This window comes from Streptomyces sp. NPDC002138 (assembly GCF_040296485.1).
Taxonomy (GTDB): domain Bacteria; phylum Actinomycetota; class Actinomycetes; order Streptomycetales; family Streptomycetaceae; genus Streptomyces.
The window spans coordinates 149,215-171,449 of the sequence record NZ_JBEOXE010000008.1; the positions used below are offsets into that span (position 1 = coordinate 149,215).

The window sequence follows — 22,235 nt, forward strand, 5'->3', positions numbered from 1 at the left end:
ACATGTCGTATTCGCCCGACGGGCAGTACCAGCCGTACCAGCCGTACCCGCCCGAGGGCCAGCGACCCGACGGGCCCTACCGGCAGCAGCAGCAGGAGTCGCAGCACACCCAGCAGCTGCCGCGCCAGCAGTACCAGGGCCAGGCCGCGTACCAGGGTCAGGTCCCGAGCCAGTACCCCGGCCAGCGCCAGGGCCCGGGCCAGGACCGTCACCAGGGCGTGCAGCCCGGCGAACTGTGCCCGACCTGCGGGCACGTGGCTCCGGAGGCGGACGGCGGAGGGCGCCGCCCCTCGCGGGTCAAGCGCTGGGTCATCGGCGGTGGCACGGTGCTCGCGCTCGCGGGCATCGCGGCCGTCGTGATGTACCACTTCGAGATACCCCCGTTCACGGACAAGGGCAGCGCGGTCTCCTTCGGCAAGCCCGCGGGCGGCGAGGCGGGCGCCGCGCAGCAGGCGGCCAACTCCAAGGCCCTGATGCCGACGGGCCCCAAGGCCGACTTCAAGAACTCCATGACCCTGGACGACGGCACGCACGTGGCCGTCACCACCATCGAGGGCAAGAAGTCCGGGTTCAAGGGCAAGGTCTGGGTCTGGGCCCCGAAGGAGTACTTCGACCCGAAGTACGCCAAGAGCGGCTTCCCGGTGATGATCGCCCTGCCCGGCGGCGCCGGATTCCCGAACAACTACTGGATGGGCACCGACCTCGGCCTCCAGACCAGCATCAGCAAGTGGTCCGCCGAGGGCAAGGGCAAGCCCTTCATCCTCGCCATGCCCGTGCTGAACCCGGAGCCCGACGACAAGGGCATCTACTGGGACGGGTCCGACATTCCGGGCCAGCCCAAGATGGGCACCTGGCTCACCGACGACGTCCCCGACCTGATGCGCGAGAACTTCCGCACGATCAAATCGCGTGACGGCTGGGCCTTCATGGGCTCCTCCACCGGCGGCTTCGCCGGCCTCAAGGCCGTGCTGAAGTACCCGGAGAAGTTCAAGGCCGTGATCGCCTCGGGCCCGGACGTCGTGCCGGACTCGCCGCTGTGGAAGGGCCACGACCAGGAGAAGGCCGCGAACAACCCGGAACTCCTGGCCAAGGAGCTCATCGCCAAGAAGGGCCCGGACGTCTACCTGGCCTTCCAGGTGGGTGACAACGAGAGCAACAAGAAGACCCTGCCGGACGTGCAGAAGTTCATCGCGAACTACACCAAGGGACCGATCCACACGAGCCTGCGGGTCATCCCGGGCGGCCAGCACAACGCCAAGACCTACGTGCCGAACATGGGCGAGGGCCCGATCCAGTACATCAGCAAGGTCATGGAAGGACCAGTGGAGTAGCGGCCTCCCGCCGCGCTTCCCCCGCTTCTTCCGGCTCCGGCCCGCCGAACGTCCTCGGCGGGCCGTTGCCGTCCCAGGGCTCCCAGCCCGGGCTGCCGGTGACCGCGAAGCGGACCCAGGCCGCGTGCATCTCGTCGGCGAGCGCCTGCGGGGCGTCCGGTCCGGCCAGCCAGGTGCTCTCGGGCACGCCGAGGGTGTCGAACACGAAGCCCAGCTCCAGCGCGTGGCAGGCGCCGAGCCCGGGCACCCCGGACGGCCAGCCGAACTCGTACAGGTAGCTCGGCGCCTCCCGCCGGGTACCCGCCAGCCGGCGCAGCGGCTCGCGCAGCAGCTGGTCGGTGAGGAGCCGCCCGACCAGGTCCGCCGGGCTCACCCCGGGCAGGGCCTCGCGCAGTTCCCGCACCGCGAGCCGGTCCTTGCCGCTGCGGTGCCGGGCCAGCGCCACGGCCAGCGGGCCCAGCTGGTCGAAGAGCCGCATCGCCCCGCTGGGCGCGAGCCACAGCCGGTGCTCCTGCGTGGTCCAGCCCACCAGTAGGGGTATCTCCCGCGCCGCCCGCCCGTCCGCGACCGCGTCCAGGGGGTCCTCGGGCAGCGATTCCGGGTCGGTGACCAGGGCGAAGGCGGGCCCGCCGAGCAGCGGTCCCGAGCGGCGCAGTACGGAGGCCTGGGCGGCGAGCAGGGCCCCGGGCTCCACGGCGGCGAAGGCCGCGGCGGTGGCGGGCACCTTCAGCAGCGAGGCCATCCGGCGGACCATGGGGCGCACCCGGTCGCGGGGGTAGACCTCGGGGGCGCCGCTCTGCAGGACCGCCCGCGCGAAGAGCCCGGCGGCGCGGGGCGCGGCCAGCAGGGCGCCGACGCTGATGGCCCCGGCCGATTCGCCGAAGAGCGTGACCCGCTCCGGGTCGCCGCCGAACTCCGCGATGTTGTCCCGTACCCACTCCAGGACGGCGATCTGGTCGAGCAGACCCCGGTTGGCGGGGGCGTCGGGGAAGAGCCCGTAGCCGAGTACGCCGAGCCGGTAGTTGGCCGAGACCAGGACCACGCCGTCGCGGGCGAAGGCGGAGCCGTCGTAGACGGGCACGGCGGCGGAGCCGCGGGTCAGCGCGCCGCCGTGCAGCCACACCATGACGGGCAGCCGGTCGCCGGGACCGGAGCCGGGGGTCCAGACGTTGAGGTTCAGGCAGTCGTCGCCGGGGATCTCGGGGTCCGGGAGCAGCGCGGCGAACCGCTGCGGGTAGGGGACCTTGGGCGCCGTCGGTCCGTACGCCCCCGCGTCCCGTACGCCCTCCCAGGCATCCGGGGGCGCGGGCGCGGCGAACCGCAGCGCGCCGACGGGCGGAGCGGCGTACGGGATGCCCCGGAAGACCGAGAGGCGCCCCTCGGCCCGTCCTTCGACCACGCCGTGCCTGGTCGTGGCCCTGGGGCGGGCTTCCGCAGCGCTCATCGCATCCTCCTGGTTCCGCCTGTTTCCGCTCCTGGGCGCACGGTCGCACAGCCACCTACGGGTGACAAGGCGTGACCCCGGGCGGGTCCGGGCCGGTTGGACCCCGGGCAGGTGCGTCCGCACCGGCCGTTCACACCCGTTCCAGACGTTCCCCGAGGGGCGAGACCTCCATGCGCATCCACCACACCATCCGGGCTGCCATCGCGCCTGCCCTGCTGCTGGCCGGGGCCGCCGCCGCGGCGGCGGGAGCAGCGGGCCCGGCGCAGGCCGCCGGAGCCGGCTTCCAGTACGTCGGCCAGGACGACAAGCCCCACGCCGTTCCGGCGGTCCAGGGGTGCCACGCGGCGGAGGGCGGCGGGTCCCGGGGCGTGGTGAACCAGACGGACCTGCGGGCCGCGCTGTACCGCGACCCGGGCTGCAAGGGGGAGCCCGTCGCCTACGTACTGCGCCGGACGAGTGCCCCCGTAACCGCCTATTTCGCCTCCGTACGGCTGTCCGGGTAGTACGGACCCCACCAGGTGGGCGCAACGGCCGTGACTCCGGAGCGGTCCCGGCGTTGTACGCCATGTCAAATGCCGCAGATTCTGCGGCGCCCCCCTTTTCTCGAGGAGATCTTGATGTCGCGTATCGCGAAGGCACTCGTCGTCACCGCTGCCGCCGGTAGCGCCCTGGCCGCCGGCGCCGGTCTGGCCGCGGCCGATGCCGATGCGCACGGTGCGGCGGTCGGCTCCCCCGGTGTCCTCTCGGGCAACCTGCTCCAGGTTCCGGTCCACATCCCGGTCAACGTCTGCGGCAACACCGTCAACGTGATCGGTCTGCTGAACCCGGCGTTCGGCACCACGTGCGTCAACGCGTCGGGCCACGGCGAGCACCACACCGAGGGTGGCTACGGCGGCTGATCGCTGCCCCGCACATGACCGAGGCGCCGTGAGGGCCGAGGTTTGTGAGGAAGGCCCCCGCCGGTCGGCGGGGGCCTTTCCGTGTGTCCGGCGCGCGTGTCCGGACCTGTCCGGACCAGGTGCCCGTCAGGTCTCGTAGCGGTAGATCCCCTCGTGGCCCAGCATCGCGCGCGGCGGGATGCCCCAGGGCGGCATCGGCTCGTCCAGGGCGATCACCCGGCCGTGCTGGAGGTCGTACTCCGGCGGCGGGGTCGCGGGCAGGTAGCCGGACGCCGGGTGGCGCTGCTGCCAGCGGTCCCAGACGAGGTCGATGAAGGCGTGGTGCAGCCAGAACACCGGGTCGTTGGGGGCCGTGCCGCCCGTCATGTGGCCGCCGACCCACTGGTGGACCTTGTTGTGGTTGCGCCAGCGCTCGCTCTTGGGCGCGGCCCAGCCCTCCAGCTTGTTGCGGAAGCCGCCCGCCCGGGCCGTGGAGTCCCAGGGGTCCGTGTCGTAGACCGGGTCGTCGAGCGCCGTCCGCAGTTCGGCGGCGGTGGGCAGCTTGATGGGGTTCTGCGGTCGGCCGAGGTTGCGGGTGAGGAAGCGGGACTCGGTGAGGCCGACGGTGACCGTCCAGTTGCCGTGCCCGTACGCGAAGGGGCCGGTCATCACCTGGTGGTCGCCGTCGCGGCCGGTACCGCCGAGGAAGTCCTCCGCCCAGAGCGAGGAGACCGGGCTGTTGTCGGTGGTCCAGTCCCAGTACGGGATGGAGACGCCGGGGTCCAGGGCGCGCAGTTCCTTCTCGAATTCCAGCAGGTAGCGCCGGTGCCACGGGAAGAACGACGGTGACATGTGACCGACCCGCAGTTTGCGGTCCCGGTCCGGCACGAAGTACTTGTCGTGGGTCCGCACGAACGCGTCGTAGGTGCCATTGCGCTTGAGCTCCAGCACGGCGGCCGTGAACCGCTTCTTCTGCGTGCTGGTGAGGTTCTTCTGGTTCTGCCGGGTGTACACGCCGGTTTCCTCCCCTTTCCCGTGGTCCCGTCGGGTGCCGGCCGTCCGGTCCGGCCCCGCCGGGCGTCAGCCGTGGTGCGGGACGCCCGCGGCGAGCGCCAGTTGGGCGGTGCCCAGTTCGTCGACGGCCGCGCGGGCCAGTTCGAGGGGCGTCGCGAAGGACTCGAAGTGGTTGATCCCGCTGAGGTAGCTGCCGTCGGCCCGCCGCATGACGTGCAGGGGCCGGCCGTCGATGTGGATCCCGGCCCGTGTCACGGCGATGTGCCGCCCGCGGTACGTCTCCTCCGCGAGCGGGGCCGGGGTCAGCGTCTGCACGGGGCGCCGGGCCCGCAGTACGGGCGTCAGCGCCGCGCCGGTGACGGCGAGCACGGCGGCCGTGAAGACCGTACGGAGCGCCGTACGGCGGGTCGGTGGGGCGGTGGGGCCGGTGGCCGCGTGCATGCGTTCTCCCTCGCTCGGTGGCAGCGCTACGGGGTCTAACGCCCCGCGGCGGGCGAGGTCACCGCCGAGGGACCGGCCGGGGCGGGGGGAGGTGGAGCATGGCGGCCACTGCGGCCGGTCGGGGGTCCGGTAGAGGGGGTGTCCGCCGAGGATCAGGTCGCGTAGGGTGCCGCCCGGGACGGCGGGCGAAGGGGAGCGCGGGGCCGCCGGACGGGTCCCTGGTGGCGCGGTGCGCGGCGAGGACGCCGGCGGGGCCCACGGGCCCGCATCGGCCGGTCGGCCACGGCTCCCCCGCCTCGCGGCTCCCCGGATCCTGCCGTCGGCAGGCTTCTGGACAGATAGTCTGCGCGCAGATAATCTGTCCACAGATAACACGCGACGCCGATCGAGGAGATCCTCATGTGGGACTACGAGCACACCGTGGAGACCGACGCCCCCGCCACGGCGATCTGGGCGCTCTGGGCGGACGTACCGAACTGGGGCGCCTGGAACGGGGAGATCGAGCGGATCGACTTCCAGGGCCCCTTCGCCGTGGGCGCCGGGATCACCATGACCCCGCCCGGGGACTGCCCGGTGGAGCTGCGCGTGACCGATCTGGTCCAGGGCGAGTCCTTCACCGACGAGGCCCGGGTGGGCGGTCTCGTCCTGCGGACCGCGCACACCCTCACCCCGCTTCCCGAGGGCCGGACGCGTATCGTCTACCGGATGGAGATCACCGGTACGGGCGCCGACGAGGTCGGCCCGCAGATCGGTCCCGGCATCACCGCGGACTGGCCCGAGACGATGGCGTCGCTCACCGCCCTCGCCGCCCGGAGCTGAGGCGGTGCAGCCCGGCGAGAGCCCCGGATTCCTGCTCTGGCACGCCACGCTGCGCTGGCAGCGCAGCGTGGCGGCGGCCCTGGCCCCGCTGGGCCTGACGCACGTCCAGTTCGTCCTGCTCGCCTGCACCTGGTGGATGAACGAGCAGGGCGAGCACCCCAACCAGCAGGCCCTCGCCCGCCAGGCGGGGACCGACGTGAAGATGACCTCGCAGGTGCTGCGCACCCTGGAGCAGAAGGACCTGATCGCCCGGGAGGTCGACCCGGCCGACACCCGCGCCAAGCGGCTGCGCGTCACCGGCTCGGGCGCCGAGCTGGCCCCGCGCGCGATGGCCGCCGTCGAGGAGGCGGACGCCGCCTTCTTCGGCCCGGTCCCGCTGGGCGACGCCCTCACCCTGCTGGGCCGCCTCGCCCACCCGGCGGACGCGTCCTAGGCCCTGTCGCCCGCCGGCGCCCCGCAGCCGCCGGGCCCGGTGGGCGCGGCGGCTGCGGGGCGGGCGGTGTCAGGGTGCGGGGAGTTCGGCGAAGTCGGCGACCAGGGCGCGGTGGTGGCCCGCCGTGCCGAGGGCCAGCGAATCGGCCTTGGCCCGCTTGAGGTAGAGGTGGGCGGGGTGTTCCCAGGTCATGCCGATGCCACCGTGCAGCTGGACGCACTCCTCGGCGGCGCGGACGGCGACCCCCGAGCAGTAGGCCTGGGCGACGGCCACCGCGAGGGGCGCGTCCGGGGCGGAGGTGGCCAGGGCGTCGGCGGCGGCCCGGGCCGCCGCGCGGGCCGAGGCGACATCGAGCCACAGCTGCGCGAGGCGGTGCTTGAGCGCCTGGAACGAGCCGATGGGCCGGTTGAACTGGTGCCGGGTGCGGACATGGGCCACGGTCTCCGACAGGCACCACTGCGCCAGCCCGAGCTGCTCCGAGGCCAGCAGTCCCGCTCCTGCGAGCAGCGCCCCGGCGATCGCGGCGCGGGCGGTGGCCGGGTCGGCCAGCCGGGTGCCGCGGGCCCCGTCCAGGGTGACGGCGGCCAGCGGCCGGGTCAGGTCCAGCGGCACCTGCGGGGCGATCCGGACCTCCGCGGCCGGGACGGCGTACAGGCCGGTGTCGGCCAGCACCAGCAGCACGTCGGCGGCGGCCGCGTCCGCGACGGCCGTGACGGTGCCGCTGAGCACCCCGTCCCCGGCGTCCCGCACCACGACGGCGAGCGGCGCCCCGGGGGCGAGGGTGAGCGGCAGGACCGGTACGGACACCAGGGTCCCGGCGGCCAGTTCGGCGAGCAGCCCGGCGACGGCCGCGTGCTGGCAGTCGCAGTCGAGCAGGATCGCGGTCGCCAGTACGGAGCTGGTCAGGTACGGCACCGGGGCGACGGCCCGGCCCAGCTCCTCCAGGACGACGGCGGCCTCGCGGTGGCTCGCGCCCTGGCCGCCGAGCTTCTCCGGGACGAGCAGTCCGGCCGCGCCGATGCCCGAGGCGAGGGTGTTCCACAGCGCCGGGTCGTGCGGGGTGCCGCTCTCGATGCGCGCGAGCAGGGCCGCGGGGGCGCAGCGGTCGGCGAGCAACGCCCGTACCGCCGAGCGGAGTTCTTCCTCGGTCTCGGAGTACAGCAGGTCGAGGGAGGAGGTCATCGGGCCAGGTCCTTCCAGGCGAGGTCCTTGTCGTCGCGCGGCTCGGCGGGCAGGCCCAGGACGCGTTCGGCGACGATGTTGAGGAGGACCTCGCTGGTCCCGCCCTCGATGCTGTTGCCCTTGGCGCGCAGATAGCGGTATCCGGCGTCGCGGCCGGTGAAGTCGACGAGCTCGGGCCGGCGCATGGTCCAGTCCTCGTACAACAGGCCTTCTTCGCGGAGGAGTTCCACCTCCAGTCCGCTGATCTCCTGGTTGAGGCGGGCGAAGGTGAGCTTCATGCCCGAGCCCTCCGGGCCGGGCACCCCGGCGGCGAGCTGCTGGCGCAGCCGCTCGCCCGTGAGGCGGGCCACCTCGGCCTCGACCCACAGCTCCAGCAGCCGCTGGTGCAGGGCGTGGGTGCGGAGCTCGGGGCGCTCGCGCCAGGCGGCGGCGACGGGCGCGATCATGCCGCCCTCGCGCGGGATCCGCATCCCGCCGATGGAGACGCGTTCGTTCATGAGGGTGGTGCGGGCCACCTCCCAGCCCTGGCCGACCTCGCCGAGGCGGTGGGCGTCGGGGATCCGCACGCCGGTGAGGAAGACCTCGTTGAACTCGGCCTCGCCGGTGATCTGGCGCAGCGGCCGGACCTCGACGCCGGGGGCGCTCATGTCGCACAGGAAGTAGGTGATGCCCCGGTGCTTGGGCACGGCCGGGTCGGTGCGGGCGATCAGGATGGCCCAGCGGGCGGTGTGCGCGCTGGATGTCCACACCTTCTGGCCGTCGACGACCCAGTCGTCGCCGTCGCGCACCGCGCGGGTGCCGAGGGCCGCGAGGTCCGATCCGGCGCCGGGCTCGCTGAAGAGCTGGCACCAGACTTCCTCGCCCACCCACAGGGGGCGCAGGAAGCGGCGCTTCTGCTCCTCGGTGCCGTAGGCGAGGATCGTGGGCGCGGCCATGCCGAGGCCGATGCCGATGCGCCGCGGGTCGTTGTCGGGGGCCCCGGCGGCCTCGAGTTCGCCGTCCACGGCGGCCTGCAGGGTCCGGGAGGCGCCGAGGCCGCCGAGGCCCTCGGGGTAGTGCACCCAGGCGAGTCCGGCGTCGAAACGGGCGCGCAGGAAGTCGCCGCGGGAGGTGGCGCCGGGCGGGTGGGCGGCGAGCAGGTCGCGGACGCGGTCGAGGAGTTCCTCGGCGGTGATCACCGGGCGCCTCCGTCCAGGGCCGGTACGACGACCAGGCGGCCGGTGGTGACTCCGTCGGCGACGCGCTGGACGGCGTCGGCCGCCCCGGCGAGCGGGACCCGTTCGCTGATGAGGGGGGCGATCGCGCCGTCCGCCGCGAGCCGGGTGAGTTCGGTGTGGCAGGCGAGGATGGACGCCGGGTCCCGCTGCGCGTACAGCCCCCAGTGGAGTCCGACGACGGAGTAGTTCTTCACCAGCGCGTGGTTGAGCGCGGGGGCCGGGATCGTGCCGCTGGCGAAACCGACGACCAGGATGCGGCCCTCGAAGGCGACGCACTTGGCGGAGGCCGTGTAGGCGTCCCCGCCGACCGGGTCGTAGACCACGTCGGCGCCGTGGCCGCCGGTGAACTCCTTGACCCGCGCGACCAGGTCCTCGGAGCGGCGGTCGATGACCAGGTCGCAGCCCAGCGCCTCGGCGGCGGCCGCCTTGGCCTTGCCGCCGACGACTCCGATGACGGTGGCTCCGGCGGCCTTGCCGAGCTGGACGGCGGCGCTGCCGACACCGCCCGCGGCGGCGTGGACGAGGAGGGTCTCGCCGGGCTGGAGCCGGGCCCTGCGGTGCAGGCCGAACCAGCCGGTCTGGTAGCCGATGTGCAGGGCCGCGGCCGCGGCGTCGTCGAGGCTGTCGGGCGCGGGCAGCAGGGCGCGCGCGTCGGCGGTGACGTATTCGGCGAAACCGCCGTGCGGCAGGCTCGGGTTGGCGATGACGCGGCGACCGTCCTTGGTCTCGCCGCAGATCTCGACGCCCGGGGTGAAGGGCAGGGGCGGCCTGATCTGGTACTGGCCCCGGCAGAGGAGTGCGTCGGGGAAGTTGACGTTGGCCGCGAGCACCTTGAGCTTCACCTCGCCCTCACCGGGTACCGGTTCGGGAATCTCCTCGAGGCGCATGGCCTCACGGGGCTCACCCGGGGTATGTACTCGCCATGCCTGCATCCGGGGCCTCCAGCCGCCGTCGAGGAACCACGCTCCGCGGGCATACTAAGCGGTCGCTTGCCATGTTGGGAACCAGTTCGTCCGGACCGGACCAACGGGATCGGGCGCACCCATGGTGATCTGAGCCCCCGCGCGCTATCGATGCCCCCATGGAGCCCTTGGAGTCCCACGAGAACGCCCCGTCCGGACCGGACGGCCCGCACGCGTCCGGCGGTCCGCGCGCATCCAGCGGTCCGCGCGCGCCCGGGGGACCGCGCGCGTCCGGCGGTCCGCGCGCGCCCGGGGGTCTGCCCGGGCCGCCGCCCCTCGGCACCGCCGCCCTGCCGCCCGGTACGTACGCCGGCCAGGTGGTCCTGGTGACCGGCGGCGGCACCGGGCTGGGCAAGGCGATCGCGGCCGAGTTCGCCCGGCTGGGCGCGGACCTGGTGATCGCGGGCCGCCGCGCCGAGCAGCTGAAGGCGGCGCGGGAGGAGCTGGCCGCCGTCCCCGGAGCGGGCCGGGTGACGGCGGCGGTCTGTGACATCCGGGATCCGGAGCGGATCGCGGAGGTGTTCGACGCGGCCGAGGGGGCGCTCGGGCTGCCGGACGTGCTCGTCAACAACGCGGCCGCCAATTTCCCCTGCCCGGCGGAGGACCTCTCCCCCAACGCCTGGCGGGCGGTCGTCGACATCACGCTGACCGGGACCTGGTTCATGACCCGCGAGTTCGGCCGCCGGCACCTGGCCGCCGGTACGCCGGGGTCGATCGTCAGCATCGGGGCCTCGTACGCCTGGACCGGCGGCCCCGGCTTCGCGCACAGCGCGGCGGCCAAGGCGGGGGTGAAGAACCTGGTGGAGACCCTCGCGGTCGAGTGGGGACCGTACGGGATCCAGATCAACGGCCTGGTCCCGGGCCTGTTCCCGCACGCCGACATGACCGGGGACATCCGGGACGGCCTCGACCGGGCCGGCCCCGACGCCAAGGACGCCCGCCAGCCCGCGCTGCGGGTCGGCCGGCCCCGCGAGATCGGCTGGGCCGCGACCTTCCTCGCCTCCCCCTACGCCCGCTTCGTCACGGGCCACACGCTGGTGGTGGACGGCGCGAACTGGCAGCGCCGCTCCCTGGTCAACCCGGAGGTCGTCCCGGTCCGGGAGCAGCTGCGCCGGGGACCCTTCGGGTCGTGACGCGGTGAGCCCGGCGCGGCCTCGCCTCGGCGTACGGGATCGCGGACGCGGACACGGACGTGGAGGAACTGATGGCCACCCGGGAGTGGTGAGGAGGCCCGCCCCGTGCCGGCACGTCCGGGGCGGGCCTCGGGGGGTGACCTAACGACGCGCCTGCTTGATCTTGATCTGACCGGTCCGCGGGTGTCCCACGACCGTCAGGATCGGGGCGGTGGGATCCACGGGTCCGACCGCCTTGTTCGTGATGCGGCCGCTGTTCGTGCTGGACGGGTCGATCCGCACGTCCCATCCCGCGGGGACCACGACCTGCACGGTTCCCATCCCGCAGGAGACCTCCAGCGTCACTTCACGGTGCCGGCAGCTCGCCTGCGTGAAGTCGATCAGGATGTTCAGCATCTTGCACTCGGCCACGATCCGCGGCGGCACCACCCACGGGCCGGTCTGTTTGATCGCGGCCATGTGTGTCTTCAGCAACAGCGTCTCGGCCCCCGCCCCCTTGACGGCCGGCAGATCCGCGACCAGCGCGTCCAACTCCGCGTACGTCTTCGACGCGTACACCTGCTCCAGCCGCTCCTCCAGCTCGGCCAGATCGATCCGCCCGTCCCCGGCGGCCACTCGCAACCGCTCCGCCGCCGCGTCCCGGTCGCTGTCCGCCGCCCTGGTGTTCGTCCGGTCCTCGGACGCGGAGAGCCCCTGCCCATACGATTGAGTCATACAACGAATTTTGCCGCAGCCGTCACCCACGCGTCACCGCCGGTGGGGGCGAGCCCTTTTGGCGGCGGTTCTCACACGCCTAGCGGCCTTCGAAGCGGGCCGGGCGGCGGGCGGCCTTCGCCGTGTAGCCCTCGCGGCTGTCTTCCGAGGTCAGGGTCAGGGCGGCCGTCATCGCGACCCGGTCCAGGGCGCCCGGCAGGGCCGCGTCGGCGTAGGCGTCGACCGCCCGCTTGATGCCCTGGACGGCGAGCGGGGCGTTGGCCGCGATCTCCGCCGCCAGTGCCCGCGCCTCGGTGTCCAAGGCCTCCCGGGTGGTGACCAGTTGGACCAGGTGCAGCCGCTCGGCCGTCGCGGCGTCGATCCGGCGGCCGGTCAGCGCCAGCATCTTGGCCCAGCCCGCGCCCGCCTCGCGGGCGATCCGCAGATCGCCGCCCGCGTCCACCGCCACGCCCAGCGCGGCTTCCGGCAGCGCGAAGACGGCGTCGTCAGCCGCGACCCGGATGTCCGCCATCAGAGCCAGCTCGAAGCCGAAGCCGAGGCAGTAGCCCTGGACGGCGGCCACCACGGGCTGCGGGAGCCGGGCCAGGACGGCGAAGCGTTCGTGCACCCAGCGGATGCCCTCGTAGTAGTTGCGGGTGCGTTCGGCGGCCGAGGCCCCGGTGATCGCTCCGCCGGGGGCGGTGACGTCGATGCCCGCGCAGAAGGCCCGCCCCTCGGCCCGCAGCAGGACCGCCCGTACGGAGCCGTCGAAGCGGATCCGGTCGGCGAGCAGGCCGAGTTGGCGGGTCGATTCCCAGCTCCAGCCGTTGAGCTTCTCCGGACGGCACAGGGTGAGGACCGCGAGTCCGTCCGCGACCTCCAGACGGATGCGTTCCCCACCCTTCGCGATCTCCGTGGACAGCGTGTCGATCACGCCCGACCCCTCCCTCATGTCTGACGATGCGTCAGAATAGGTCGAGTGCTCCGCCGGGGGAAGGGTCAGCGCGGGAACACCTCGAACGCGACCGCGGGACGGCCGCCGAACCGGGCCGCCGTCCGCTCGACGTTCGCGGTCAGGAAGCCGCGCGCGTAGGCCTCGGGGTCCTCGTCCGTCAGGCCCTCGATGTACGCGCGGTGCTCCAGCAGCGACGCGACCGACCGCTCGAACCCGGGCCCGGCGTCCGCCGCGTGCGTCGGCGTGGCGGTACCGGCCACCGCCACCCAGCGCACCCCGCCCCAGGGCTCCAGGCCCTGCTCGCTGATGAGTTCGGGGAAGATCCAGCGGTTCCCCGCGTCGCCGGCGGCGTCCAGCGTGGCCCGGCCGACCGCCCGGTGGTCGGGGGTGTTCCAGTAACCGCCGCCGCCCTCGCCGCCCCAGGTGTCCCGGTGGTTCAGCGTGACGACCAGTTCGGGGCGGTGGCGGCGGATCGCGGCCGCGATGTCGCGGCGCAGGCGGGGGCCGTATTCGACCACCCCGTCGCGGTGGTCCAGGAACTCCACCGTCGATACGCCGACGACGGCCGCGCTGGCCCGCTGTTCGGCCTCCCGCAGCGAGGCGCACGCCGCGGGCTGGATCCCGTCGATCCCGGCCTCGCCGCGCGTGGCCAGCACGTAGACGACCTCGCGGCCGCCGTCCGTCCAGTCCGCGATCGCGGCCGCGCCGCCGTACTCCAGGTCGTCCGGGTGGGCGACGACGGCCAGCGCCCGCTGCCAGTCGGTGGGCATGGGTTCCAGCTGATTCGGTTCATCGGTCATGATGCGCACGATAGGCGACGGACCGAGCGGACGGACCGTCAATCTGACGGACACGGGAGCGGTATGACGGGCGGGGCATGACGGGCGCGACGGCGGCGCCGACGGGCGCGATGTGACAGCCGCGGCGACGCCGCTGACGGAGCGGTACGGGCGGGTCACGGCCCTGCTGGACGCCTCCGGCACCTTCTTCGAGTCCGCGCGGCAGGCCTTCCCGGACGCCGCGGGCGAGCCGCTCTTCCCCGCCGCGCGGTACGTCGTCCAGCGCGCCGAGGTCGCCGCCCTGCCCGCGGCGGATCCGGTGCGCCACTGGGCCGTGGATCCCCTGCGGGCCGCCGGACAGCTGCACGAGGTGGAGGGGCGCCACCGGCTCGGCGACGGCCTGACCCTGCTGCCGACCCCGGGGCACACCCCCGGTCACCAGTCGGTGCTGGTGGCGGCGGCCGACGGGCGGGGGCGGGACGTGGTGGTCACCGGGGACGCGCTGGTGCACGCCGTCCAGCTGGCGGACCCGGCGATCGCGTACTCCCGCGAACGCGACCCCGCGACGGCCCGCGCCTCCCGTGCGGAGCTGCTGGCGCGGGCCGCCGGGCGGGGTGCGCTGCTGGCCACCGCGCACCTGACCCGCGCCTTCGTCGACCCGCCGGAGGGCGGGGCCCGGCCCGTCTCCTAGGGGGTGTCTGACGGATGTGCGTGGGGAAGGAGGGGTGTCCGGTGCGTGCTCTCGGTGCGCCGACCGGAGGCCCGTGTACTGGACGTACTCGGGTTTTCGGTCGGTGCGGCGAGAGCGCGTGCCGGGCGCCGCGACGCCGCGGACATCCGTCAGACACCCCCTAGGGCCGCTTCAGGCCTCGTCGCGGACCAGGGCGAGCAGCCGGTCCAGGACGCGCGGGCCGCCCGCGCGGACCCCGTCGTGCTCGAACTCGTCCGTCACCCAGGTGCGCAGGCCCCGGATCGCCCCGGCGGTGGCCAGGGAGTGGGCGGTGTCCACGTACATGTCGTCGTGGTAGACGGCGGCGGCGACCGGCACCTCGTTCTCCGCGAGCCGCGCCGGGTCGTAGAGGGGCTGCCAGCCGGTGCGGGCCGCGAGGACCTCGGCGGTCGCGCGCAGCGGTACCAGGGACGGGTCCGTGGTGAAGTGCCAGGGGTGGATGCTCTCGCCGCTGAAGAGCAGCGGTTCGTCGCCGGCCAGGGTCTTGGCGGCGTCGAAGCGGGGGTGCGCGGCGCGGACCCGCTCGGCGGCCCAGTCGGTGGGGGTGGTGGGGTCCTGGGCGTAGATCGCCTCGTGCAGCAGCGCGTACAGCGGGTGCCCGGCGAAGGACAGCAGCGGCCGTACGCCGTCCAGGAAGGCGTCCGAGAGGGCCGGACCGGCGGGGGTGCGGACGAAGGCGTCCTCCAGAAGGTAGTGCAGCTGGTGGCTGCCGTCGCCGCCGCCGAGGAGGATGCCGAGGGACTGGAAGGCCTCGGGGGTGAGCCGGTGGCCGCCGGGGAGTTCGGTGGGGTGCTCGGCGAGGTGGGCGGCGATGGCGCGGGCACGTTCGACGTCCATCGGGTAACGGGCGTAGTGCGCCCGGTTCTTGCGCTCGATGCGCGGGACCGCCGCGGAGTAGACCTCGTCGGCGGAGGCCTCGAGGCCGGGCAGACCGCCGGTGATCAGGGCCGCGGCCAGGCCCTCGGGAGCGGTGGAGAGGTAGCGCGTGACGCAGAACCCGCCGAAGCTCTGGCCGAGTACGGTCCAGGGCGCGCCGCCGGTCAGGGCGGGACGGATGGCCTCGCAGTCGCGGACGATCGCGTCGGAACGCAGGTGCGCGAGGTACTCGGCCTGCTCGGCGGGGCCGCCGCGCAGCGGGAGGGTCTGCCGGTTCGCGGGGGTGGAGCGGCCGGTGCCGCGCTGGTCCAGGAAGAGCACCCGGAATTCGTCCAGGGCCCGCTCCAGCCAGGCCTGACGGCCGGTGAAGCGGCGGGCGCCGAAGCCAGGGCCGCCCTCCAGGTAGAGCAGCCACGGCAGGGAGGCCGGGTCCTTGCCGGTGGCCACGGCCTCGCGGGCGTACAGCTCGATGTGCTCGCCGTCCGGGCGGTCGTGGTCCAGCGGGACCGTGAAGTGGTGGTCGGTGAGGACGACGCCGGGCTGACGGTAGCTCTGGCCCGGGCGGTGGCTGGTGTTGGTCACGTACGGATCCCAAGGTCGGTGCGGTGGATTGCGTCCCGGGTGGGCGTTCCCGTGCCTCCGGCGGCGCCTAGAACGCCGGCGGGGCTGATGTCTGCCGCGCGGAGCCGGCCGGTCTCCCGTGGTCGGACCGGCCGGTCTCCCGTGGTCGGACCGGCCGGTCTCCCGTGGTCAGAACTGGACGACCGAGCGCAGTACTTCGCCGCGTTCCATCCGGGCGAAGGCCTCTTCCACCCCGTCGAGCGGGATGGTCTCGGAGACGAAGGCGTCGAGGTCGAGGCGGCCCTGCAGGTAGAGGTCGATCAGCAGGGGGAAGTCACGCTCGGGCAGACAGTCCCCGTACCAGGAGGACTTGAGGGCGCCGCCGCGGCCGAAGACGTCGAGCAGCGGGAGTTCGAGCGTCATCTCCGGTGTCGGGACGCCGACGAGGACCACGGTCCCGGCCAGGTCACGGGCGTAGAAGGCCTGCCGGTAGGTCTCCGGGCGGCCGACCGCGTCGATGACGACGTCCGCGCCGTTTCCGCCGGTCAGCGCCTGGACGGCCTTGACCACGTCCTCGGTGCGGCCGTTGACGGTGTGGGTGGCGCCCAGTCCCCTGGCCAGTTCGAGCTTGCGGTCGTCCAGGTCCACCGCGATGATCCGGCCCGCACCGGCCAGAGCGGCCCCGGCGACGGCCGCGTTGCCCACGCCCCCGCAGCCGATGACGGCCACCGAGTCGCCGCGGCCGACGTTGCCGGTGTTGATGGCCGCGCCCAGGCCCGCCATCACGCCGCAGCCCAGCAGTCCGGCGGCGGCGGCCGAGGCCGCCGGGTCGACCTTGGTGCACTGCCCGGCGGCGACCAGGGTCTTCTCGGCGAAGGCGCCGATGCCCAGGGCCGGGGAGAGCGGGGTGCCGTCCTCGAGGGTCATGGGCTGGGTGGCGTTGTGGGTGTCGAAGCAGTACCAGGGGCGGCCGCGCTTGCAGGCCCGGCAACGGCCGCACACGGCCCGCCAGTTGAGGATCACGAAGTCACCGGGGGCGACCCCGGTGACATCGGGCCCGACGGCTTCGACCACTCCGGCCGCCTCGTGGCCGAGGAGGAAGGGGTACGCGTCGTTGATGCCGCCCTCGCGGTAGTGCAGGTCGGTGTGGCAGACCCCGCAGGCCTGCACCTGTACGAGCGCCTCACCGGGTCCCGGGTCGGGCACGAGGATCGTTGTCGTCTCCACCGGTGCGCCCTTGCTCCGTGCGATGACCCCTCGTACGCGATGCGTCACGTCATACCCCGCTCTCATGTGATCCGTCCCGTACCGCGAACGTACACGGCGGGGCCCGCACGGGTGGCCCGGTGCGGGAGTTGTGTCACGTTTTCGACGAGGGCCGGGGCTCGGCTCGGCTGCGGCGATCACCACCTCTACGGCGCGAGGTCCGGTGGTACGGCCGCGCGCAGGGCGGCGGCGAAGGCGGCCACGGCCGGGTGGGCCGCGGCCCCGCTCCGGAAGGCGATCTTCGTACGCCGCTCCATCGGCAACCGGGTGAGGCGCACCCCGGGCACGGCGGGCATCCCGGACTCACCCGGCGCCCCGGACACCGCGGGCCCGACGGACCCGACGGACCCGGTCACGCCGAGCTGCGGTACGACGGCCACCCCCTGCCCGGCCGCGACCAGGGCGAGCACGGTCGCGAAGTCGTCCACCCGGTGGCGCTCCCGCGGGGTGAAGCCGGCGGCCTGGCAGGCCCGGACGGTCATGGCGTGGCAGAGGGTGCCGGGGGTCGCGGTGATCCAGGGCGCGCGGCGGTGGGCCCGCAGCAGCGCGCCCTGATCGGGCCCCGCGGCAGGGGTGGAGGCAGGGGCCGGTTCGGGACCGGGGGCCGCGGGGCCGGGCGGGGCCGGTTCCGCGAGGTACATCGCCTCACGGAACAGCGGCTCGGCCGTCAGGCCCGGCTCCTCGGGCGCGGGAACGAAGTCGTACTCGTGGACCAGCGCCACATCCAGGTCACCGGCCCGCAGGGCGTCCGCGACGGCGGCGGGGTCGGTCTCCGAGACCATCGCCTCGAGGGCCGGGTGGCGCCGGGCGAGGGTGACGAGGGCCGCGGGCACGATGGCCCGGGTCGCGGTCGGGAAGGCACCGACGCGCAGGGCCCCGGCCGGCCCGCCCCGGGCTTCGGCGAGATCCGCCTCGGCCTGTTCCAGGCGCTCCAGCACCGCTTCCGCGTGGCCGACCAGATGGTGACCGGCGGGGGTGAGCCGGACCCGGCGGCCGGTGCGCTCCAGCAGGGGCAGACCCGCCTCGCGCTCGAGGACGGAGAGCTGCTGGGAGACGGCCGAGGGGCTGAAGGCCAGCGCCTCGGCGACGGCGGCGATGGTGCCGCGGCGGGCGAGTTCGCGCAGCAGGCGCAGGCGGCGTAGGTCGAGCATCGGCTCAGCTTACGGGTAGGGAAAGAAATGCGAACTGGACCCGATGCTCGGGGTCCGGCCACCCTCGTACCCATGGCGCAGAAGCAGCAGACGGCACAGGACACGGTGGCCGGACCCGCCCACCCCACGACCCCCGCCCACCCCACGACCACCTCCCACCCCACAACCCCCTTCCTGCACGGCATCCACGTACCGCTCATCACCCCCTTCGACGCGTCCGGCGGCGTCGCCCTGGACGCCCTGGAGGCCCTGGCCCACGAGGTGCTCACGGCGGGCGCGACCGGCATCGCCGCCCTCGGCACGACCGCCGAGGCCGCGAGCCTGGACGAGGCGGAACGCGACGCGGTCACCGAGGTGTGCGCCCGGGTCTGCCGGGAGCGCGGGGCGTTCCTGAGCGTGGGGGCGGGGAGCAGCGGCACCCGGGCGAGCGAGGCCGCGCTGGAGCGGCTGCGGCGGTGGCCGGAGGCCCGGGCCGCGCTGGTGACCGTCCCGTCGTTCGTGCGGCCCTCGGCGGCGGGGGTGCTGGCGCACTTCGAGCGGCTGGCGGCGCTCGCTCCCGTACCGCTGATCGTCTACCACATCCCCTACCGGACCGGTCAGCCCCTGCACGCCCGGGCGCTGCGGGCGCTCGGGGCACTGCCCGGGGTCGCGGGGGTCAAGTACGCCGTGGGCGGCATCGACGAGGACACGGTGGCACTGCTGGGCGAACTGCCGGACGGGTTCACGGTGATGGCGGGCGACGACGCGTACGTCTCGCCCCTGCTCGCCCTCGGGGCCGGCGGCGGGATCCTGGCCTCGGCACATCTGGCCACGGACCGGTTCGCCGCGCTCGACGCGGCGTGGCGGGCGGGTGACGCGGTGGGGGCCCGGGCGCTGGGGCACGCGCTGGCCCGGCTGTCGGCGGCCGTGTTCACCGAGCCGAATCCGGTGGTGCTGAAGGGGGTGCTGCACGCGCAGGGGCGGATCCCGACGCCCGATGTGCGGCTGCCGCTGCTGCCGGCCGGCCGGACCTCGGTGCGAGAGGCTTTGCGCCGGCTCGCGGAGCTGCCTGAATAAGTATGTATGGGTGATTTGCCCTTGAATGCGGTAGGGGCGGGCCTCCGGTGATGTGAGTCACGCCGGACGGCCCCCCTCCAAGTCCCCCGCGAGGCCTGCGGAACGCGTAATTCCGGGCGCCGCAATGAAATTCGGCATTCCCCGCCCGGCACGGCCGGGATGAATTCCACCGGCCGGTATCGATATACCGATCACCGCGTGGAATTCAAGTCCTTGCTCCCTGCCTCCCCCCTCGCTTACGGTCACCGCAATCCGGGTGGACCGCCAAATCCTGCCGCCACCCGGGAACCCATCCCACTCACGTACGGCAGGAGCGGGGGAACCAGGTAGGCCGCCGGTCCGGATCTTGAATCCGGACGGGCTCGGGGTGAAGTCGCGCCACTGACACGCATGTCTCCTTCATGTCTCACGCATGTCTGGAACATGCCGTGCCACGGCGCGGCCGGACAGCTCCCGTCCGAACCCGACAGCTCACCTCGCAGGCGACGGAGAGGAATTCGCCATGTCCGCAACGGGCAAGCACCGCCGTCCCAAGACCAGCCAGCTCGCCCGACTGCTCGCCGTCGCGGGCACCGGTGGCATCGCACTCGCTCTCCCCCTGATCAGCGCTTCCGGCGCCGAGGCCGCGCAGCCGGCGGCCCAGCCGGCCACGACCACCACCTCGGCCGCGGCCTCGGTTTCGACCTCGGTTTCGACCTCGGTTTCCGGCGTTGCCGCAAAGGCGGCCGCACCCAAGATCTATTCCGTGGTGGCGGGTGACACCCTTTCCAAGATCGCACAATCGCATTCCGTGAGCGGCGGCTGGAAGAAGCTGTACGAGGACAATCGCGCGGTGGTCGGCAGCGACCCGTCGGTCATTCGGCCGGGCACCAAGCTGACGATCGGCGGCCCGGCGAAGGCGAGTTCGGGAACGGCGGCCGCCACGACGGCGCCCGCGGCGCGGGGTTCCGCGGCCGAGCCCGCCCGGGCCGACCGTTCCGCGCGGCCCACCACGCTGTTCGCCAACAACCTCGACGGCTGGATCCGGCAGTCGCTGGAGATCATGGCCCAGCACGGAATTCCCGGTACCTACGACGGAATTCGCCGCAACGTGCTGCGCGAGTCCTCGGGCAACCCCCTCGCGATCAACAACTGGGACTCCAACGCGGCGGCGGGCATCCCCTCCAAGGGCCTCCTCCAGGTGATCGACCCCACCTTCCGGGCGTACCACGTGCCCGGAACCGCGGCCGACTCCTACGACCCGGTCGCGAACATCACCGCGGCCTGCAACTACGCCGCCGCCCGCTACGGCTCGATCGACAACGTCAACAGCGCCTACTGAGCCGAAGCACACCAGGACGCGGCCACCAACGACCGCTGCGCGGCGTGCAGATGGGTGGCCGCGGCCAGCCAGGCCCACGCGTAGCGGTCAGCCCCGGGATCGACGAGGCGGCCGAAGACGTCCCGGGAGCGCCGGTCCGCCTCGGCGGCCAGCTCCGCGGTCAGCTCCCCGGCCGCCGCGAACCCGGCCCGGCGCAGCGGTTCCGGACCCCCGGCCGGGGCGAGATCGCCCCGCGCCGCCTCCGCCACCGCCCGGCGGCCCCCCGCGACCCCGGATTCCAGCAGCCGTCGAACCCGCCAGAGCGGTGAGTCGCGCAGCGGATCCGGGGTCGTCGGCAGGTGCGGAGTGTTCGGCATGGGCGGTACGGGCGGTACGTCCGGTACGCCCGCGGCGGGTCCCGGGGCTCCGGCCGGGAGGTGGGCCCCCTGGAGCCGGTCGTAGCCGAGGTCGGCCCGGCCCAGCCACTCCGGCGGCAGCCGCAGCGTGTACGCCGCTCCGGGCACCGGGCCGACGGCGAGCGGGCGCAGGGTGGCGGCCCGGTCCGGATCGGGCCGCCCCAGCACGCGCAGCGCCATCCCGGGACGCTCCGCGAGGCGGCGCAGGTTCGCGGTGTGCGGCAGCTCCGGGTGCGGATGGGCCGGGACCAGGCCGATCAGCGGCGCGTCCGGACGTACCGAGCCGTCGGGCGACAGCTCGCGCACCAGCAGCCGGTCCCCCGCCGGGCCGACCACCAGCACGTCACAGCCGAGCAGCCCGGGGTCGGCGGTGGGCCACCCGGTCGCGGAGCCGGCCAGGGCCCGGGCCACCGCGTCGGCGGCCGGGCGGGCGAAGAGGGCGGCCGCGGCCGGTTCCGCGCTCCAGTCGATCCCGCGCAGCGGAGTCGCCCGTACCCCGCGGCCCGCACCGAGGCGGCCGTCCTCGGAGACCGTGGCCCCCGACACCAGCAGACCGCCCCGCGCCAGACCGGCGTGGTCGAGGGCGGCGCCGCCGAGCGCCACGGAGGCGGATCCGGCGCCACGGGCCCGGGCCAGGCCGCCGGGGCGGACGTCGGCGAGGGTGTAACGGGCGCCGTCGGAGCCGACGAGGTGGGTGACCACTCCCCCGTGCCCGGCGGCGGAGAGCACCGGCTCCCGGCACAGACCGTGCACGCGCAGGCTGCCGCCGGAGCGGTAGCCGCGCCGCGCACCGCCGGGGTCCGGCACCGCGGCGGTGTACAGCAGCTCCCGGAAAGCTCCGGTCAGCTCGGTCAGGCGCTGGGCCGCACTGCGCTCGCGGGCGGCGCGCAGCCCGCGGACCACCCGGAGCGCGGCAGCCTCGGCGCGCGGCAGCCCCGCGAGGCGCGCGGTGTGGGCGGCCCGGAGCAGCTCGGCCTGGACGACGGCTCCGCCCGCGGGGACCCCCGCCGCCAGTGCCACGGCGGCCGCCTCCCACAGGGCCGCGGCGGCCACCACCTGCGCGGCGGTCAGCGGGGGTTCGGGCTCGAGTGCGGGTGGGAGTTCCGGTTCCGGTTCGGCGGCCGGCTCGGAGGGGGTGCGGGGTGCGGTGGTGCCGGGCTCGTGACGGTCCTGGACGGCGGACCCGGCTCCCGGATCCGGCTCTTCCGGTTCCGCGGCGGGTTCCTTTTCCGCGGCGGGTTCCTTGGGTTCGGCGAGCGGGGACACCGCGAGGGCCGCGGTGCGGTGGAGGCAGCGGGGGTTCAGGAGGCAGCTGCAGGTGGCCTGGCCGGGATCGGTGACCGTCCCGGAGGGTCCGGGTCGCAGGGTGACCAGGGCGTCTTCGCCGAAGCGGTAGGAGACGCTCCCGTCGGCCGCCGTGAGGGCCGGCGGACTGCCCGCCGCGCAGGTTTCGACGGTGGCGTCGAGCTTCTTGCGCAACCGGGGGCTGAGCTGCCCGACGGCCTCGGCGAGCACGTCGGCGGCCACCGGCGCGAGCGCGGCGGCCCGATCGGTGCCGCCCGCTCCGGTGCCGGCCGTATCGGTGTCGGGGATGGGGA

22 protein-coding genes and 1 riboswitch are annotated in these 22,235 nt (G+C 74.3%); of the genes, 9 read left to right on the top strand and 13 right to left on the bottom strand.

Annotation, left to right across the window (positions count from 1 at the left end; translation table 11 throughout):
- Window positions 1–2: 2 nt before the first annotated feature.
- Window positions 3–1,331 (top strand): alpha/beta hydrolase, encoded by a 1,329-nt coding sequence (locus ABT084_RS07735; protein ID WP_502968859.1) that lies wholly within the window; start codon window positions 3–5, stop codon window positions 1,329–1,331.
- Here the strand turns inward: ABT084_RS07735 and ABT084_RS07740 are convergent.
- A complete protein-coding gene (locus ABT084_RS07740) occupies window positions 1,309–2,775 on the bottom strand; it encodes a carboxylesterase/lipase family protein (protein WP_351039202.1) in 1,467 nt (488 codons plus the stop codon). The genes ABT084_RS07735 and ABT084_RS07740 overlap by 23 nt on opposite strands.
- 170 nt (window positions 2,776–2,945) lie before the next feature.
- Between ABT084_RS07740 and ABT084_RS07745 the strand changes: the two genes are divergently transcribed.
- The gene (locus tag ABT084_RS07745; RefSeq protein WP_351039205.1) at window positions 2,946–3,278 is read left to right on the top strand and encodes a hypothetical protein; all 333 of its coding nucleotides are present in this window, start codon (window positions 2,946–2,948) and stop codon (window positions 3,276–3,278) included.
- Window positions 3,279–3,392: 114 nt separating this feature from the next.
- Window positions 3,393–3,674, top strand: coding sequence for a chaplin (locus tag ABT084_RS07750; RefSeq protein ID WP_351039208.1), 282 nt, complete (start codon window positions 3,393–3,395; stop codon window positions 3,672–3,674).
- A 126-nt stretch (window positions 3,675–3,800) separates the two neighbouring features.
- On the opposite strand, the gene ABT084_RS07755 is transcribed toward ABT084_RS07750, so the two are convergent.
- On the bottom strand, window positions 3,801–4,667 hold the full coding sequence (locus tag ABT084_RS07755; RefSeq protein ID WP_351039211.1) for a tyrosinase family protein: 867 nt from the start codon (window positions 4,665–4,667) through the stop codon (window positions 3,801–3,803).
- A gap of 66 nt (window positions 4,668–4,733) precedes the next feature.
- On the bottom strand, window positions 4,734–5,108 hold the full coding sequence (locus ABT084_RS07760) for a tyrosinase family oxidase copper chaperone (protein WP_351039213.1): 375 nt from the start codon (window positions 5,106–5,108) through the stop codon (window positions 4,734–4,736).
- A 399-nt stretch (window positions 5,109–5,507) separates the two neighbouring features.
- Here ABT084_RS07760 and ABT084_RS07765 point away from each other — a divergent pair, with 399 nt between their 5' ends.
- Window positions 5,508–5,927 carry an SRPBCC family protein gene (locus tag ABT084_RS07765; RefSeq protein WP_351039216.1) on the top strand — a complete coding sequence of 140 codons (420 nt, stop codon included), beginning with the start codon at window positions 5,508–5,510 and terminating at the stop codon, window positions 5,925–5,927.
- A gap of 4 nt (window positions 5,928–5,931) precedes the next feature.
- On the top strand, window positions 5,932–6,360 hold the full coding sequence (locus ABT084_RS07770; RefSeq protein ID WP_351039219.1) for a MarR family winged helix-turn-helix transcriptional regulator: 429 nt from the start codon (window positions 5,932–5,934) through the stop codon (window positions 6,358–6,360).
- A 69-nt stretch (window positions 6,361–6,429) separates the two neighbouring features.
- Here ABT084_RS07770 and ABT084_RS07775 read toward each other — a convergent pair whose 3' ends face one another.
- From ABT084_RS07775 to ABT084_RS07785, 3 genes are read right to left on the bottom strand one after another with little or no spacing between them, the layout of a single operon-like run.
- Window positions 6,430–7,542 (bottom strand): acyl-CoA dehydrogenase family protein, encoded by a 1,113-nt coding sequence (locus ABT084_RS07775; protein ID WP_351039222.1) that lies wholly within the window; start codon window positions 7,540–7,542, stop codon window positions 6,430–6,432.
- Window positions 7,539–8,720, bottom strand: a complete 1,182-nt coding sequence (locus ABT084_RS07780; RefSeq protein WP_351039224.1) for an acyl-CoA dehydrogenase family protein — start codon at window positions 8,718–8,720, stop codon at window positions 7,539–7,541. The genes ABT084_RS07775 and ABT084_RS07780 overlap by 4 nt, the downstream gene beginning before the upstream one ends.
- Window positions 8,717–9,691 carry an NADPH:quinone oxidoreductase family protein gene (locus ABT084_RS07785; protein WP_351039227.1) on the bottom strand — a complete coding sequence of 325 codons (975 nt, stop codon included), beginning with the start codon at window positions 9,689–9,691 and terminating at the stop codon, window positions 8,717–8,719. The genes ABT084_RS07780 and ABT084_RS07785 overlap by 4 nt, the downstream gene beginning before the upstream one ends.
- 149 nt (window positions 9,692–9,840) lie before the next feature.
- On the opposite strand from ABT084_RS07785, the gene ABT084_RS07790 reads away from it, so the two are divergent.
- Window positions 9,841–10,854 (top strand): SDR family oxidoreductase, encoded by a 1,014-nt coding sequence (locus ABT084_RS07790; protein ID WP_351039230.1) that lies wholly within the window; start codon window positions 9,841–9,843, stop codon window positions 10,852–10,854.
- 141 nt (window positions 10,855–10,995) lie between these two features.
- On the opposite strand, the gene ABT084_RS07795 is transcribed toward ABT084_RS07790, so the two are convergent.
- The 3 genes from ABT084_RS07795 to ABT084_RS07805 form a co-directional block, all read right to left on the bottom strand.
- Entirely contained in the window at window positions 10,996–11,568 is a 573-nt protein-coding gene (locus ABT084_RS07795) for a DUF1707 SHOCT-like domain-containing protein (RefSeq protein WP_351039232.1), read from the bottom strand.
- A 79-nt stretch (window positions 11,569–11,647) separates the two neighbouring features.
- Complete coding sequence (locus ABT084_RS07800) at window positions 11,648–12,481, bottom strand: enoyl-CoA hydratase/isomerase family protein (protein ID WP_351039234.1); 834 nt, start codon at window positions 12,479–12,481, stop codon at window positions 11,648–11,650.
- Between the two features lie 65 nt (window positions 12,482–12,546).
- Window positions 12,547–13,302, bottom strand: a complete 756-nt coding sequence (locus tag ABT084_RS07805) for a PIG-L deacetylase family protein (protein ID WP_351039237.1) — start codon at window positions 13,300–13,302, stop codon at window positions 12,547–12,549.
- A 112-nt stretch (window positions 13,303–13,414) separates the two neighbouring features.
- Between ABT084_RS07805 and ABT084_RS07810 the strand changes: the two genes are divergently transcribed.
- Window positions 13,415–13,972 (top strand): MBL fold metallo-hydrolase, encoded by a 558-nt coding sequence (locus ABT084_RS07810; RefSeq protein ID WP_351039240.1) that lies wholly within the window; start codon window positions 13,415–13,417, stop codon window positions 13,970–13,972.
- A 171-nt stretch (window positions 13,973–14,143) separates the two neighbouring features.
- On the opposite strand, the gene ABT084_RS07815 is transcribed toward ABT084_RS07810, so the two are convergent.
- From ABT084_RS07815 to ABT084_RS07825, 3 genes are all read right to left on the bottom strand, one after another.
- Window positions 14,144–15,469: an alpha/beta fold hydrolase gene (locus ABT084_RS07815; protein ID WP_351039243.1), complete on the bottom strand. Its 1,326-nt coding sequence runs from the start codon at window positions 15,467–15,469 to the stop codon at window positions 14,144–14,146.
- Between the two features lie 168 nt (window positions 15,470–15,637).
- Window positions 15,638–16,723 carry an S-(hydroxymethyl)mycothiol dehydrogenase gene (locus ABT084_RS07820; protein WP_351039246.1) on the bottom strand — a complete coding sequence of 362 codons (1,086 nt, stop codon included), beginning with the start codon at window positions 16,721–16,723 and terminating at the stop codon, window positions 15,638–15,640.
- A 137-nt stretch (window positions 16,724–16,860) separates the two neighbouring features.
- A complete protein-coding gene (locus tag ABT084_RS07825) occupies window positions 16,861–17,865 on the bottom strand; it encodes a LysR substrate-binding domain-containing protein (protein ID WP_351039249.1) in 1,005 nt (334 codons plus the stop codon).
- 72 nt (window positions 17,866–17,937) lie between these two features.
- Between ABT084_RS07825 and ABT084_RS07830 the strand changes: the two genes are divergently transcribed.
- Together ABT084_RS07830 and ABT084_RS07835 are read left to right on the top strand one after the other, a co-directional pair.
- Window positions 17,938–18,921 (top strand): dihydrodipicolinate synthase family protein, encoded by a 984-nt coding sequence (locus ABT084_RS07830; protein WP_351039252.1) that lies wholly within the window; start codon window positions 17,938–17,940, stop codon window positions 18,919–18,921.
- 283 nt (window positions 18,922–19,204) lie between these two features.
- Window positions 19,205–19,419: riboswitch (cyclic di-AMP (ydaO/yuaA leader) on the top strand.
- A gap of 4 nt (window positions 19,420–19,423) precedes the next feature.
- Entirely contained in the window at window positions 19,424–20,242 is an 819-nt protein-coding gene (locus tag ABT084_RS07835) for a LysM peptidoglycan-binding domain-containing protein (RefSeq protein ID WP_351039255.1), read from the top strand.
- Here ABT084_RS07835 and ABT084_RS07840 read toward each other — a convergent pair.
- Window positions 20,236–22,230: a hypothetical protein gene (locus ABT084_RS07840; protein ID WP_351039306.1), complete on the bottom strand. Its 1,995-nt coding sequence runs from the start codon at window positions 22,228–22,230 to the stop codon at window positions 20,236–20,238. The genes ABT084_RS07835 and ABT084_RS07840 overlap by 7 nt on opposite strands.
- Window positions 22,231–22,235 lie beyond the last annotated feature (5 nt).

Coding starts and splice junctions, on each gene's coding strand:
- ABT084_RS07760 (WP_351039213.1), bottom strand. CDS start 5,108: ATGCACGCGGCCACCGGCCCCACCGCCCCACCGACCCGCCGTACGGCG.
- ABT084_RS07805 (WP_351039237.1), bottom strand. CDS start 13,302: ATGACCGATGAACCGAATCAGCTGGAACCCATGCCCACCGACTGGCAG.
- ABT084_RS07790 (WP_351039230.1), top strand. CDS start 9,841: ATGGAGCCCTTGGAGTCCCACGAGAACGCCCCGTCCGGACCGGACGGC.
- ABT084_RS07825 (WP_351039249.1), bottom strand. CDS start 17,865: ATGCTCGACCTACGCCGCCTGCGCCTGCTGCGCGAACTCGCCCGCCGC.
- ABT084_RS07795 (WP_351039232.1), bottom strand. CDS start 11,568: ATGACTCAATCGTATGGGCAGGGGCTCTCCGCGTCCGAGGACCGGACG.
- ABT084_RS07750 (WP_351039208.1), top strand. CDS start 3,393: ATGTCGCGTATCGCGAAGGCACTCGTCGTCACCGCTGCCGCCGGTAGC.
- ABT084_RS07765 (WP_351039216.1), top strand. CDS start 5,508: ATGTGGGACTACGAGCACACCGTGGAGACCGACGCCCCCGCCACGGCG.
- ABT084_RS07775 (WP_351039222.1), bottom strand. CDS start 7,542: ATGACCTCCTCCCTCGACCTGCTGTACTCCGAGACCGAGGAAGAACTC.
- ABT084_RS07740 (WP_351039202.1), bottom strand. CDS start 2,775: ATGAGCGCTGCGGAAGCCCGCCCCAGGGCCACGACCAGGCACGGCGTG.
- ABT084_RS07835 (WP_351039255.1), top strand. CDS start 19,424: ATGTCCGCAACGGGCAAGCACCGCCGTCCCAAGACCAGCCAGCTCGCC.
- ABT084_RS07745 (WP_351039205.1), top strand. CDS start 2,946: ATGCGCATCCACCACACCATCCGGGCTGCCATCGCGCCTGCCCTGCTG.
- ABT084_RS07735 (WP_502968859.1), top strand. CDS start 3: ATGTCGTATTCGCCCGACGGGCAGTACCAGCCGTACCAGCCGTACCCG.
- ABT084_RS07785 (WP_351039227.1), bottom strand. CDS start 9,691: ATGCAGGCATGGCGAGTACATACCCCGGGTGAGCCCCGTGAGGCCATG.
- ABT084_RS07830 (WP_351039252.1), top strand. CDS start 17,938: ATGGCGCAGAAGCAGCAGACGGCACAGGACACGGTGGCCGGACCCGCC.